Consider the following 13,931-nt stretch of genomic DNA (forward strand, 5'->3'; position numbering starts at 1 on the left):
ATGATTAACTACCATCCATCGATTGAAATTTTAACCGATTACGCTGCGGGTTCACTACCTTTAGCCCATTCTCTGTGTGTTTCCACTCACTTAGAACATTGCAACGAGTGCCAGCAACAAATTAAAAAACTAGAAACACTGGGCGCTCACTTGTTTGATCAAGGGCACACCGAACATCGTCAGCTGAGCAATTTAAAGGACAGCTTTTTCAAACGCTTAACAGAAGAGCCTGAAGATCTTGTGGAATCACCTCAAGCGAACAAAAAACCGGTCAATGAAGACGTGATGCAATGGGACGATTACAAGATCCCCAATAGCTTACGTCAATTTATTACCAAGGGTTACAACGAGCTTAATTGGATGCGACTTTCTCCCTCTTTCAAGATCGCAACCCTTTACAACGAGGAAGGCGGTGCCCAAGTGGCGCTCACGAGAATAAAAGCAGGCGCTCACATGCCAGTGCACACTCACACCGGCGACGAGATCACCCTGGTATTACAGGGGGCTTTTTCCGATGAAAGCGGTGTGTATCGTAAAGGTGACTTTATTAACCGTGATGCCAGTCACAAGCATCAACCTATTGTCACTAAAGACGCTGAGTGCATTTGCTTAACCGTATTGGATGCCCCCATCGAATTTACTGGCTGGTTTGCGCGTTTACTGAACCCATTGATTCGTCGTTACCACCCTCATTCACATTGATGCCAACCGATAACTTCTGTTAACCGCAGCGAAAATTCACTTACGTTGACAGAAGTTATCGAATAGTAAGCAAAAATAGTGAAAATCTGATATAGTGCCTGTTCAAACTATCTACAAGGACTATTTATCATGGCAACTAAAAAGAAACAGCCAGCTGCTTCGGAAACTTCGGAATCCATTGAAAAGCAAATGCAAGAGTTTCTTGCTCGTGGCGGTCAGATTGATAAAATCAATTCAGGGGTTAGCGGCCAGTCGCAACTAACAGGAACACGTCATATTTCATTGGGCAACAGCAAAACCAAAGCTCAGTAAACACTATGGACATTTTACTTATGTAAGTGTCCATTGTTACTTTTATGATCACCGCCAACAATCGTTTTAGAGATGAGCCCAATAGGAAGCAGAAATCATGCTAACCGACTCTGATCGTAATTTTTTTCGTCCAAAATGGCGCAGAGTGATAACCACTCTTTTCTGTGTCGCTTGGTCTGTTCTAGAGTGGGTCTCAAACGAGCCAGTCTGGGCACTTATCGCAGTAGGCATTACAATTTACTGTATTTGGAACTTCTTCTATAACTTTGACGAAGACACCCCGTCAGAACAATAATCTTTTTTTTACCCCCTTCACATCTACCTTGTTCATCTTTTCGCCATATAAACGTCATGTCTTTGTCATGGTGACGCTCTACCCTCGATATTAAGATCCTCAAAAATTATTCGAGCGGAGCATTATTGTGATACACGTCGAGCAAATGATTGCGAATAAATCACCTCAGTTTTTCGATAAGAGCCCATTCATCACTCGCCCAACGTTAAGCATTTTAAAACGCTTATTCCACGAAAATGAAGTAAACCAATTCCTGGAAAAAAACAACGGCTGTGCTGGCTTCGAATTTATTGACAGGGTGCTGGATCATTTTAACTTTGGCTATCAAGTAAGCCAGGTAGATCGACGCAATATCCCCGCAAGTGGCCGGGTGATGATCATCGCCAATCACCCTCTTGGGGCATTAGATGGCTTGGCCCTATTAAGACTGATTGGTGAAATACGTCCTGATGTGAAAATCGTCGCCAATGATCTGTTAATGGACTTTGACGGTTTAAAAAAACTCGTACTTCCTGTCGATAACCTAGGAGGCAAAACAGGCCGACAGCAACTCAAGGCCATCATAAATTGTCTACATAATGAAGAAGCCGTGATCATTTTCCCCGCCGGTGAAGTGTCCCGTCTGTCACCCAGCGGTGTAAAAGACCAACAATGGAACCAAAACTATTTAAAGCTGGCGCAAAAAACCAACAGCCCGTTGTTGCCCGTTCACATCGGCGGACGCAACTCTATGCTGTTTTACACCAGCTCTTTTCTATATCGCCCTCTTTCTACAATACAACTTGCCAATGAAATGTTTCGTCAAAAAAATCGCTGTATTCCTATGCAAGTTGGTCAGGCAATCCCCATTCAAGAACTGGCACAATTACCCTTAAGCGATAAAGAAAAAAACAAACTGGTAAAACGCCATCTGTACAGAATTGCCAAGGGTAAAAAACCCTTACTCAAAACCGAAAAAACCGTTGAGCATCCACAAAATAGACAACGGATAAAACAAGAGCTTAAGTTAGCCGAACACCTTGGCAGTACAAAAGATCATAAGCAAATTTACTTATTTGACTACGATCCGGCCTCTGTCACCATGAAAGAAATCGGTCGCCTCCGTGAAATCGCCTTTCGCAAAGTAGGCGAAGGTACAGGTGAGCGCTCTGATCTGGACAAATTTGATCAATACTACCGCCATTTAATTCTTTGGGATGAAGACGAATTGGAAATTGTCGGTGCTTATCGTATTGGTGAAGTCGCTCGCTACATGAAATCAGACACGCCTAACCGCATCTACAGCGCAGAACTGTTCCGCTACTCTTGCGATATGGAGCCTTACTTTGAGCAAGGAATCGAATTGGGGCGCAGTTTTATTCAGCCAAAATACTGGGGCAAGCGCAGTTTAGATTATTTATGGTATGGCATTGGTGCGTATCTCGATAAACACCCAGAGATTCGCTACATGTTCGGCCCTGTGAGTTTAAGCAACAGCTACCCTCAGGTAGCCAAAGACTTTATTGTGTCTTTTTATCAACTGTATTTTGCCGATAAGGAGCACTTGGCACGGCCTTTCACACCGTACCAAGTCAATCCAGAGCACGCTGACATTATTTCCAACCTATTCAACGGCAACGACTATGAAGAAGACTTCAAAGTATTGAAAGAACAGCTCAGTCACTTTGGAGCGAGCGTACCCACGCTCTTCAAACAATACAGTGAATTATGTGAGCCTGGCGGCGTTCGCTTCTTAGACTTTGGTGTCGATGCCGATTTTGGCTACTGTGTGGACGGCTTAGTCCTAGTCGATCTGAATACCGTCAAAGAAGCGAAAAACAAGCGTTATCGCGGCCACAGCCAGATTGAAACCCTAACCATCAAACAAAGCCAAGAATTACGACCTTGAATTATGATGATGCTCACGGGAATGACGCGAGGGATGCCGATGTTTGTCAGACTCGCCCGTTTTATAAAACATCAAATAAATTACTTTCACAATTAACATCATGGTTAGCACAATTAAAACGATCATTTGAGCATCCATAAAACACCTCATTATTGTTGTTGGTGTTTCTTCAGTATAGAACACCGAGGCGTTTTATGCGTATTTTTGCATCAATAGCGCATTACTGGCCTGAAGCTTGCTAGTGTTAAGCAGGTTATTGGTAAAAAAATGTCTGACTGTTTTTATGATACTGTGGATGATGGAGAGCAAAATGATTGAAAAAACCTATTTAAAAACCAAACCGGAATGTAAGGTGAAATTTGTTTTACCTGCAGAACAAATCTGTGATGACAAGAGTGTCTTTCTAGTGGGCGACTTTAATGAATGGGATACTTCTTCACACCCCATGCGGAAACAAAAGTCAGGGGTATTTGCCGCAACGCTGAACCTTAAGGTAGGCCAGACGTATCAATTTCGTTATGTAACCGAATCACAACGCTGGCTGAATGATGACAGCGCAGATGGCTATAGCAATAGCCCCGTTAGCCCAGATCAAAATAGCGTTTTAAGCCTTTGATTCCCCTTCGCTTAGCATTAAATCCGAACCTATAACGCAAGCATTTATACAATACAAGACGGTCAAAAGATCGTCTTGTATTGTCCTACTAAAAAGATAGAATTCCCCACTTTCGCGCTCAGTTTTTGGCCTCTGTCTGCCATTTTGCTGAAAAAACCTGTACAATGTTTTTTATTAAACGCTCATTTAATAAAAAATTCACATCATAGCGCACAATGTTAATTGCGCTAAAACCATCAAAAGAGAGGCTTATCATGGCACATCAGCAGCAATATATTCATGGCCGCTACCATGCATCTACTAGCGGAGAACACTTTGAAACAATCAACCCAGCCACAGGCGAAGTGATTGCAACAGTAGAGCATGCAGGACCAGCTGAGCTAGATGCTGCCATTGAGTCTGCTAAGCAAGGCCAAAAAGTCTGGGCGGCGATGAGCCCTGTCGAGCGCGGACGTATTCTTAAAAAAGCCGCTGAACTATTGCGTGAAAACAACGAAGAGCTTGCCCGACTTGAAGTACTCGACACAGGGAAACCCTTACAAGAGGCCATTTGCGTGGACATTCAAACAGGCGCGGATGTAATCGAATATTACGCAGGCCTAACAGATAAGATTCAAGGGGATTACCAAGATCTTGGCAATGGCAACTTCTTCTACACTCGCCGCGAGCCACTGGGTATTTGCGCTGGCATCGGCGCGTGGAACTACCCAATTCAAATTGCCATGTGGAAATCCGGTCCGGCCTTGGCCGCTGGTAACGCAATGATCTTCAAACCGTCTGAAGAAACACCACTTACGGCGCTTAAACTGGCTGAAATCTTTACCCAAGCTGGCTTACCCGATGGGGTTTTCAATGTCATTCAGGGCGACGGTCGTACAGGCCAACTGATCACCTCACACCCAGACATCGCCAAAGTCTCTTTCACGGGTGAAGTAGGAACAGGCAAAAAAGTCATGGCCGCTTCAGCGCAATCGTTGAAACAAGTCACCATGGAACTGGGCGGTAAGTCTCCGATGATTATCTTCCCTGATATGCCAGTGGATCAGGCCGTGTCTGCCGCCATGTTGGCGAACTTCTACACCCAAGGCGAAGTGTGCACCAACGGTACTCGCGTATTCGTTCACGCTGACATGCTAGACGCCTTTACCAAAGAACTAAAAACACGCACCGAAGCCATGATCATTGGCGACCCAATGGACATGAATACGCAAGTCGGCGCCTTGATTTCCAAAGACCACATGCAAAAAGTCTTAGGCTATATTCAAGCCGCTAAAGACGCTGGGGCGACCTTGTTATGTGGTGGTTACCAAGTCACGGAAAATGGCTTAGACAAAGGCGCTTTTGTGGCTCCGACTGTCTTCACCGACTGCACGGATGAGATGCCACAAGTACGTGATGAAATCTTCGGCCCTGTGATGTCAGTGCTGAGTTTTACTGACGAAGACGAAGTGATCGCCCGCGCTAACGACACCAAGCTTGGCTTAGCGGCTGGCGTCTTCACCAAAGATTTCGCCCGCGCTCACCGTGTCATTGGCCAGATGCAGGCGGGCATTTGCTGGATCAACGCGTGGGGTGCCTCCCCTGCGGAAATGCCAGTAGGCGGCTACAAAGAGTCTGGTATCGGTCGTGAAAACGGTATTGAAACCTTGTACCACTACACGCAAACAAAGAGTGTCTTTGTTGATCTTAACGACATTCAAAGCCCTTACTAAGCGAAGCGCTTAACTCTTAATAGATGAGACAAGTCATGGCAAATGAAATCTACGATTACATTATCGTCGGTGCTGGCTCCGCAGGGTGTGTGCTAGCAGACCGACTGACAGAAAGTGGCGAACACAAGGTATTGCTACTCGAAATGGGCGGCTCAGATAAAAGCATTTTTATCCAGATGCCGACGGCTTTGTCCTACCCGATGAACTCCAATAAATACGCGTGGCAATTCCACACCGAAAAAGAGCCAGGCCTTGATGGCCGTGAAATGCATTGCCCACGAGGCAAGGTATTAGGCGGTTCATCGTCCATTAACGGCATGGTGTATGTTCGTGGCCACGCTTGCGATTTTGACGAATGGGAAGAAAACGGCGCTAAGGGTTGGAACTATCAAACCTGTCTGCCCTACTTCAAAAAAGCCGAAACTTGGAAAGGTGGCGAAGACTTATACCGTGGTGGCCAAGGCCCATTGTCAACCAACAATGGCAACGACATGACCTACAATCCTCTTTACCAAGCCTTCATCAACGCTGGCGTACAAGCTGGCTATGGCAAAACCGACGACTATAATGGTTACCGTCAAGAAGGCTTTGGCCCAATGCACATGACGGTAAAAAATGGCGTGCGAGCTTCGACCTCCAACGCCTATTTACGTCGTGCCATGGCGCGCCCTAACCTAACACTCAAAACCGGTGTACTGAGTCATAAAGTCCTCTTTGAAAATGAAAAGGGCGATGGCAAAACAGCCACTGGCATTGAGTTCAGTAAAAATGGCCAAGTTCAACAGGTCACCGCCAGCAAAGAAGTTATCTTGTCGGCGGGTTCCGTTGGTTCGCCCCAATTATTGCAATTGTCTGGCGTGGGCCCCAAAGACGTCTTAGAAAAAGCCGGCGTTCCTATGGTCCACGAATTGCCTGGTGTCGGTGAAAACTTGCAAGACCATTTGGAAGTCTACTTTCAATACCGCTGCAAACAGCCTGTTACCCTAAACGGCAAATTAGACTTGATTAGCAAAGGATTCATTGGCACACGCTGGATGCTGTTCAAAACAGGGCTCGGCGCGACCAACCACTTTGAATCCTGTGGTTTTATCCGCTCTCGTGCGGGCCTTAAATGGCCGAACATTCAATACCATTTCTTGCCTGCCGCCATGCGTTACGATGGTAAAGCCGCCGTTGAAGGCCATGGTTTTCAAGTACACGTTGGCCCGAACAAACCAGAAAGCCGAGGTACACTGTGGATTGAGTCGGCTAATCCAGCGGCCAAACCGCGTATCTTGTTTAACTACATTTCCACCGAGCAAGACAAACAAGACTGGCGCGATACCATTCGTTTAACCCGTGAGCTGCTGCAACAAACGGCGCTAGACGAATATCGTGGTGAAGAAATTCAGCCGAGCGACAAGGTACAAAGTGACGCACAAATCGACCAATGGGTAAAAGAAAACGTCGAAAGCGCCTACCACCCTTCTTGTACCTGTAAGATGGGTGACGACAACGACCCAATGGCCGTGCTGAACGAGCAATGCCAAGTCCGCGGCATACATAACCTACGCGTGGTGGATTCGTCGATCTTCCCAACGATTCCGAACGGTAACTTAAACGCCCCAACCATCATGGTCGCGGAAAAAGCCGCTGACATGATACTTGGCAAAAAAGCATTACCAAGCCTAGACGCTCCCGTTTGGATTCACCCAGAGTTTGAAACCAAACAACGCTGATTAACGTGCTAACTATCGTGTTACGCACCAAACGAAAAAGCCCGCATAACAATGATGCGGGCTTTTTTTTAGCTTATGACTAGCGTTTAAACCAGCGCCACACAAAGAGCACTCTGATTAACGCGGCGGCGACGTAGGTCATGGCGCACGCCGTGAGGATTTTTTTCACTTTTGGCAGATCTTCCTGCGGTATGTACTGACCTTCCGTCAAAATAGGTAGGGCTTTATTAAAACTGGCGTCCCATTCTTCGGGTAGGATCGCCAGTTGCACTATGACTGCCAAAAAGCCTGATAAACCAACAACGACGGCATGCAGTGGCACCGCATAGGGCACTTGCAGCAGCAAGGTAATAGCAGGCCAACCAAGCAATAAGATTGCGGTTACGCGCCGTGCCATGTGCGCCAGGGGCAAGTAGCGGGTACTGAGTCGTGAGATAGGTTGCTTTTTTTCATGGGCAATCGCATGACCTACTTCATGAGCAGCCACAGCAACCGCCGTTAAAGAGCGACCATGCAATACACTGGGACTGAGTCGTACTACGTGTTGCCCATAATCAAAGTGATCTTGGCCCTCTTGACTGGTTTCAATTTTCACTTGATTCAACTCAAAGCGTTTAACCAGGTGGTGCGCCAATTCTCCCCCAGTACCAGGCAAGTCTTTACGCTCTGTCGCGTAACGCTTTAACGTAAACTTGACCCAAGCGCTCGGCCCTACGATCAGAGTGAGTGCTAACAAAATACCGATTATCCACAACATAGTTTCACTTTTCTCATGTTATTCCGTCTTTGAAATACGCGCGGCCATTTTGGCCTTTCTGACTGTCATCACTTACACTGTATAAAATAACGATTAACCAATAAGAGTCTGCTATGAAAAACCCTTTAGTTGGTCCTATTCTCGCTATTTTACAGTCCCATCCCAATGGGGTCAGTGAGTTTGACATTCTTAAAACATTAAAAACTCAAATAGCCGAGTTTAACCAGCTGGCCGACGATGCCAATTTACAGCTTTTCCGCCAACATTTCCTGATCATGAACGCCTTGTATCAACTGCAAAGCCGCCTTTGGCAGGAAGAAAATCTGACCTTAAGCATCAGTGCGATGCGAATTCATTTACTCAGTGCCACACAAATAAGCCAATCTGACAGCACGACATTAAGCGACAGTGTGGAGGCAAAGTTAGCCGCTTACTACCTAGATTGGAGTGAGTACGAAAAAACCGACGCTGGCGAGGTGTCGCGCTTACTAAACAGTTTCTATAAGGGCATCAGCCTAGAAGGCAACCGAGATTCGGCCCTTAAAACCTTAAATATACAGCACCCTAATCCCAGTAAAACCGATATCAAACAACAATACCGCAAACTTGCCCAGCAACATCATCCGGACCGAGGCGGAGATAAAAATACCTTTATCGGTTTAAGGCAAGCCTATGAATTGCTGATGTTTTAACAAGGTTTAAACAACAAGCTATACGAATGAACCTCGCCCTTTGTTTGTGGTCTTATTCATTCCACCTTGCTACTTTATACGACATTTTATAGAAATAGGGCTTATGATTTTTTCTTCTGTTTACCTACGTTTATCTTGTTTCGCCTTGTTAGTGACCCTAGCGGGTTGCAGTGTTAATGAAATCGATTATTCCAATGACTTTGAAAACAATGGTCGAGATGCCAACGGCTTAAAACGTGACAGCTTATACTTGCAAGAAAGCCTTCCACCTGGGTTACCTTATCCAGACGACCATTTTCAGAGCGGTCTTGCGCAACAAATTGCCTATTTAAACCGTATTCCAGAAAAGCATTACATGCTGGAAAATATTCAAACCAGCGTGACTGAGTTAAAGCAGGTGGCCACTGAAATAGACCACTGGTTACGTAATCCGACTCAGCAACCCAAACTGATTGCTCACCAATTGGCGGGGCAAGACCAAAGAGGCAATGTTCAAGTTACCGGTTATTATGTGCCTGTTATGCCCGCTCGGCAGGAATCTGATGATGTATTTCGTTACCCGCTTTATCGAAGACCCGCACAACGCGACGAAAACGGACAATTTCCTTCCCGAGAAGCCATCGATTTTGAAAACGCCCTAGCTGGCCAAGGACTCGAAATAGCCTACACGGCGGATCTCATTGATAACTTTTTTCTGCATGTTCAGGGCTCTGGCGTTATCGAGTACCAAAATGGTGAACGCAAACTGTTGTCTTGGGGCGGCGTCAATGGTCACGCTTATCGCAGCATAGGTAAGGAATTAATAGAACGAGGGGAGATAGATAAAGCCAGCATATCAGCACAAAGCATCCGCCAATGGTTGCTGGTCAACCCACACCGCCAGCGTGAAATTTTATCAACTAACCCAAGCTATTTGTTTTTTAGCGAAGGATTAAGTCAACCCGTTGGCGCAGCAAACGTGCCACTTACCCCGCTGTATTCTGCGGCAGTCGATACTAGCCTAATCCCACTTGGCTCTGTTTTATTAGCCAAATTACCGAATTTAGATTCATACGGAAATTTGATTGGTCATGAGTTTCGTCTGCTGCTAGCGCAAGACAGAGGCGGCGCCATTAAAGGGCCTGGGCACATAGATTGGTATCAAGGAGTGGGAGATGAAGCACTGATCAATGCCGGAAATTTAAAACACTTTGGCAAAGTCTGGTTGCTACTCCCCCAAAATCCACAGCAAAAACTCATTGCCCAATGAATTTTTTTATAGCGCGCGTTTTATCTAAAATCACTTAATTTAAAAGACACGGGGAGGTTGATGCGCAGCTCACTCTCCGTCATGCCTTTTGGAAAAGCGGGCAGTGGCAGTGACCGTTTTATCATGTCCAACACCGCATCATCCAGACGTTTATGTCCAGAGCTTTCGAGGATGGCAACCTCAGACACAGAGCCGTCCGCATGGGCAACAAAGGATAAGGACACAACGCCTTCTTCGTTGCGACGACGCGACGCTCTTGGGTAACGCTTATTTTGCGCCAAGACTGACGTTAGCTCGGTAAAATAGCTCGCTTTGGCACCTGGGTCTCCCCCGCTGCTGGCAGCATTCGCACTTCCTGTGGTGGCTTTTTGACTCGCAGTCGCGGCAGGGGCCGTTTGTACGGGCGGTTGTGCCGCTGGTTTTACTTCAGGTGTCGGCCTTGGTTGTGGCTTAGGCTCTGGTTTTGGTTTCGGCTTGGGTTGTGGCTTAGGCTCTGGTTTAGGTTTCGGTTTAGGCTCAGGCTTCTTGATCTCAATAGGCGATTCTTGTTTAACAACAACAGGCTCTGGCTCCTGAACCACTTCAGGTTCTATCACAGGCTCTTCAACCACTTCAGGTTCTACCACAGGCTCTTCAACCACTTCAGGCTCTTCAATTACTTCAGGTTCTTCAATTACTTCAGGTTCTTCAACCACTTCAGGCTCTTCAATTACTTCAGGTTCTTCGATTTCTTTAGGTTCGACTTCTTGCTGAACGTCTTCAATAGGCTCCTCTACAACGTCTTCAGTCTCTTTGACTTTCTCCTGAGCCGCCGTTGTTTGTGCCGCCGCTCCAAGGTCACCCAACATGCCAAGATCAAACTCAATGCCTTGAGAACCCGCTGATTGGCTGCCTTCTGTTGGATGATAAAACACCGCATAAAAAGCCCCTGCGTGAAGCGAAAGCGCCAAACCACCGGCAATCACCCAATGACGCGTGGAAATCATTCTTCTCCTCGCTCTAACTGTGTGGCCAAGCTCACCTTGGTCAAACCCGCCAAACGAACCTGATTAAATACTGGGCGCAGTTTTTCTAAAGAAATGGCGCCGTCTGCTTTGATTTGCACCCAAAAGGCCTCTTTGTTCTCTGCTGCAGTAAATTGTTGCTCTAAATAAGCTTGTATCTCATCTAGTACAAACCTTTCATCGTCCACATACAAGCTATCGCTATCATCCGAACCGACCACAATAACAACATTCGGGTCCGTCACGGCGCGCGTATCATTAATAGAGTAAGGCGGCATCACAGCAATAGGATCGGCTTTTTGGATTTGACCGGCTACCATGAAAAACACCAACATCAAAAATACCACGTTAATCAGTGGCACCATGTTGTCATCCTTGTTGGCGGCCCGCGCAGCGTATTTTTCGCCTATTTTCATTTTGTCTCCGGCATAGCAAAGGCATTCGCAATAGACACAGTTTTTGCGCCATTGAGCTTTAAACGATCAGCCAGCTGCATCAAGCTCTGAAGTGTCACCCCCTCTTCTGCTTTGATGATAAAAATGGCCTCATTGTGGTCAGCAATCAGCGTTTGAAAATACGCTTGATCAGCGAAACGAATCGCTTGATCCTCTACCCACACCTGAGCATCATTTTGCTTCAACGTTAGGATGATGTTGTCCTTTTCTTCTTCGGATTTTGGCGTATCAGGTGTCATAGACAGGGGCGTGTCAACAATACGCCAAGGCACAAAACTGGAGGTCAACATAAAAAACAACAATAAAATAAACACCACATCAATCAGTGGCGTTAAGCTAATGGCATTTTTTCGTTTAGGTTGAGAAAGGTTAAGCGGCATGCAACATCTCTTTGGTGGCTTTCGCGACCAAATGCTTCGCTTGTTTACTGGTGAACACCTGCGTTACTGCGTCGTTCATGTTGTGCGTAATTCGTTCTACTTTACGTTCGAGCCAGCTTTGTAGGGTGACAACAGGAATCGCAACAGCCAAACCCACCGCCGTGGTTAATAGCGCCTGCCAAATGCCACCAGACAATACCGAAGGGTCTACCTGACTGCCCGCTCCTTCCATTTGTTGGAAGGCGGTAATCATCCCCAGTACGGTTCCTAACAACCCCAGCAGTGGGCTTAATGTTGCAATGATTTCCAATGGACGAAAGTACGAGCGCAATTGATTCAGCTGTTTCATGGCGCGTCGCTCTACTTCTTCGCGAATCAAGTCTACGCTAGTACTCGACGCTAATAAGGCGCGCATGGTGTAACCAACAAGCGCATCGATCGGACGCTTTTCATCTAACTTTTCAAGCGCACTGTCAGCGCATTCGGTACGCCATACGTCCAAAGCCAAATTGGTCGTTTTCAAGCTTTCAGCACGCAGCGACGAAAACTGCCACAACTTCAGCAAAACAATCGTCAGCGCGACGACAGAAAACACCATCAAGATCCATACGACAGGCCCACCGACCTGCAAAAAATCGATCACTTTCTGCTGTACTGAATTTTCCACGAGGCTCTCCGATTGATTATAAAACTTTACTAATGTTATTCATTCTCAATCTCATTTTCAACAAACTTGATATTTTTCTATTATACCGTTGTCATAGTGTGATTATTGAACAAAAAAATCGACTCATCCCATGATAAGTCGATTTTTTATTCCGCTCTTTTGGCTTTGAATGATATCAGTCGTTTTTCTTTAACTATTTAGTACGCTTGCATCAAACCAATTTCACGCGTTTGTTCGCTGATAACGGCCTCAGCCATCTTTTTTAATACAGGGTCACTGCTAAATTGCAATAGCACTTCGGCCATAGAAACAGCGGCTTCATGATGAGGAATCATGCCTTCCACAAAGTCACGGTTCACATCGCCACTTGACGCTACACGATTCATATCCGACATCATTTGTGCATTGACCGCGTCATAGGCGGCGATTATTTGCTCGGCATTACCGGATGGGCGCGGATCACCATAATTCGCCAACCAACTATTCATAAACGCAATCTCGGTCGACTGAGCGGCAATAATGTCTTGTGCTAATGGTCTCAAGGCGTCTGAAAGCTGTGAGGAAGCCAATAGCTGCTCAGCCATGTCAATCGCCCCCTGGTGATGCGGAATCATGCCGACAACAAAATCGTAGTCCACATCACCAGTTAACGCGATGGCATGCATGTCCATCATCATGGTTTGATTCGCATCATTAAACACAGATTTATCCATGTGTCCATGCTGTGCAGCATGCTGACCCTGATGGCTTTGGTGATTTGCATTGCCTTGATGGCTGGCGTGCTCGTCCATGTCTTCATGAGACGGAAGCGAACATCCCGCGACCACTAAGGTCACAGAAAACAAACTGGCTAAAGCGCATTTTTTAAATATAGTCATAATACTATCTCACGTGATTGTGTGCATGACGGCAAGCATAAAGATTCAATGAACTGAATACGGTTAGGTTGCCAACAGTTTTGAGGCCATGAAAAAAGGCCAGTCAGTACGCAATTAATGTGATAAACGCGGAGGGGGAGTAACGGGTTCTGATACGTTATTTCGCCACTGTTGAGTCAGCGACAAAGGAGGCCAGGCGATGATCGCGGTGGCGAAAAGCATAACGGGAGACGGCAAGGCAACAAGCGCACAATGATCAACACAATCCAAGTAATGTTTACTATCGGCATGACCCTCAGCGCCTAATGATGAGTACTTATCCGACATGGACGACACCGACGCCGTACCATGAGTAGAATGAAAAGATTCAGACATCGTTGCCCCTTGATGTGACATAACACCATAGGAGCTTGCTTGAATGGAAGCGGACAACACCAGCCACACCCCAGTCAACAAACACATTACGATCATTACAAAACGAGGCGCTTTTAACACGTCATCTAATCCCCACTAAATATGCTCTCAGCATACTCGGCAAACACGTCATGGGCAAACATCACTATCTGTTTATTCAAAGTAAAAGCCGGTAAATATGATCTAGCTCAC

Annotated in this window: 16 protein-coding genes; 9 read left to right on the forward strand and 7 right to left on the reverse strand. The window is 46.2% G+C overall.

The annotated features are described in order from the left end of the window. The 7 genes from EBI00_RS10335 (at nt 1) to betA (ending at nt 7,243) form a co-directional block, all read left to right on the forward strand. Nucleotides 1–702 (forward strand): ChrR family anti-sigma-E factor, encoded by a 702-nt coding sequence (locus tag EBI00_RS10335; RefSeq protein ID WP_123095845.1) that lies wholly within the window; start codon nt 1–3, stop codon nt 700–702. Nucleotides 703–831: 129 nt separating this feature from the next. Further along, on the forward strand, nt 832–1,014 hold the full coding sequence (locus EBI00_RS10340; RefSeq protein WP_123095846.1) for a hypothetical protein: 183 nt from the start codon (nt 832–834) through the stop codon (nt 1,012–1,014). A 97-nt stretch (nt 1,015–1,111) separates the two neighbouring features. Further along, nucleotides 1,112–1,309, forward strand: coding sequence for a hypothetical protein (locus EBI00_RS10345; RefSeq protein ID WP_123095847.1), 198 nt, complete (start codon nt 1,112–1,114; stop codon nt 1,307–1,309). Between the two features lie 127 nt (nt 1,310–1,436). Beyond that, on the forward strand, nt 1,437–3,197 hold the full coding sequence (olsF, locus tag EBI00_RS10350; RefSeq protein ID WP_174714919.1) for a bifunctional ornithine lipid synthase OlsF: 1,761 nt from the start codon (nt 1,437–1,439) through the stop codon (nt 3,195–3,197). Between the two features lie 310 nt (nt 3,198–3,507). Beyond that, entirely contained in the window at nt 3,508–3,813 is a 306-nt protein-coding gene (locus EBI00_RS10355; RefSeq protein WP_123095848.1) for an isoamylase early set domain-containing protein, read from the forward strand. 254 nt (nt 3,814–4,067) lie between these two features. Next, on the forward strand, nt 4,068–5,525 hold the full coding sequence (gene betB, locus EBI00_RS10360) for a betaine-aldehyde dehydrogenase (protein ID WP_123095849.1): 1,458 nt from the start codon (nt 4,068–4,070) through the stop codon (nt 5,523–5,525). Nucleotides 5,526–5,560: 35 nt separating this feature from the next. Further along, nucleotides 5,561–7,243, forward strand: a complete 1,683-nt coding sequence (gene betA / locus EBI00_RS10365) for a choline dehydrogenase (protein WP_123095850.1) — start codon at nt 5,561–5,563, stop codon at nt 7,241–7,243. Nucleotides 7,244–7,322: 79 nt separating this feature from the next. On the opposite strand, the gene EBI00_RS10370 is transcribed toward betA, so the two are convergent. Further along, nucleotides 7,323–8,000 (reverse strand): zinc metallopeptidase, encoded by a 678-nt coding sequence (locus EBI00_RS10370; protein ID WP_123095851.1) that lies wholly within the window; start codon nt 7,998–8,000, stop codon nt 7,323–7,325. 113 nt (nt 8,001–8,113) lie between these two features. Between EBI00_RS10370 and EBI00_RS10375 the strand changes: the two genes are divergently transcribed. Continuing rightward, nucleotides 8,114–8,692 carry a DNA-J related domain-containing protein gene (locus EBI00_RS10375; protein ID WP_123095852.1) on the forward strand — a complete coding sequence of 193 codons (579 nt, stop codon included), beginning with the start codon at nt 8,114–8,116 and terminating at the stop codon, nt 8,690–8,692. 103 nt (nt 8,693–8,795) lie between these two features. Continuing rightward, entirely contained in the window at nt 8,796–9,941 is a 1,146-nt protein-coding gene (gene mltA, locus EBI00_RS10380; protein ID WP_123095853.1) for a murein transglycosylase A, read from the forward strand. Between the two features lie 20 nt (nt 9,942–9,961). Here mltA and EBI00_RS10385 read toward each other — a convergent pair whose 3' ends face one another. From EBI00_RS10385 to EBI00_RS10410, 6 genes are all read right to left on the reverse strand, one after another. Next, complete coding sequence (locus EBI00_RS10385; RefSeq protein WP_123095854.1) at nt 9,962–10,927, reverse strand: energy transducer TonB; 966 nt, start codon at nt 10,925–10,927, stop codon at nt 9,962–9,964. Beyond that, nucleotides 10,924–11,361, reverse strand: a complete 438-nt coding sequence (locus EBI00_RS10390) for an ExbD/TolR family protein (protein ID WP_123095855.1) — start codon at nt 11,359–11,361, stop codon at nt 10,924–10,926. The genes EBI00_RS10385 and EBI00_RS10390 overlap by 4 nt, the downstream gene beginning before the upstream one ends. Next, the gene (locus EBI00_RS10395; RefSeq protein WP_123095856.1) at nt 11,358–11,780 is read right to left on the reverse strand and encodes an ExbD/TolR family protein; all 423 of its coding nucleotides are present in this window, start codon (nt 11,778–11,780) and stop codon (nt 11,358–11,360) included. Before EBI00_RS10395 ends, EBI00_RS10390 begins: the two co-directional genes overlap by 4 nt. Then, nucleotides 11,770–12,447 carry a MotA/TolQ/ExbB proton channel family protein gene (locus tag EBI00_RS10400; RefSeq protein ID WP_123095857.1) on the reverse strand — a complete coding sequence of 226 codons (678 nt, stop codon included), beginning with the start codon at nt 12,445–12,447 and terminating at the stop codon, nt 11,770–11,772. The genes EBI00_RS10395 and EBI00_RS10400 overlap by 11 nt, the downstream gene beginning before the upstream one ends. A gap of 197 nt (nt 12,448–12,644) precedes the next feature. Continuing rightward, a complete protein-coding gene (locus EBI00_RS10405) occupies nt 12,645–13,325 on the reverse strand; it encodes a DUF305 domain-containing protein (protein WP_123095858.1) in 681 nt (226 codons plus the stop codon). 114 nt (nt 13,326–13,439) lie between these two features. Continuing rightward, a complete protein-coding gene (locus EBI00_RS10410) occupies nt 13,440–13,820 on the reverse strand; it encodes a hypothetical protein (protein ID WP_123095859.1) in 381 nt (126 codons plus the stop codon). Between the last annotated feature and the right edge of the window lie 111 nt (nt 13,821–13,931).

Origin of the sequence: Marinomonas hwangdonensis, assembly GCF_003721245.1 — a bacterium.
Classification (GTDB): Bacteria; Pseudomonadota; Gammaproteobacteria; order Pseudomonadales; family Marinomonadaceae; genus Marinomonas; species Marinomonas hwangdonensis.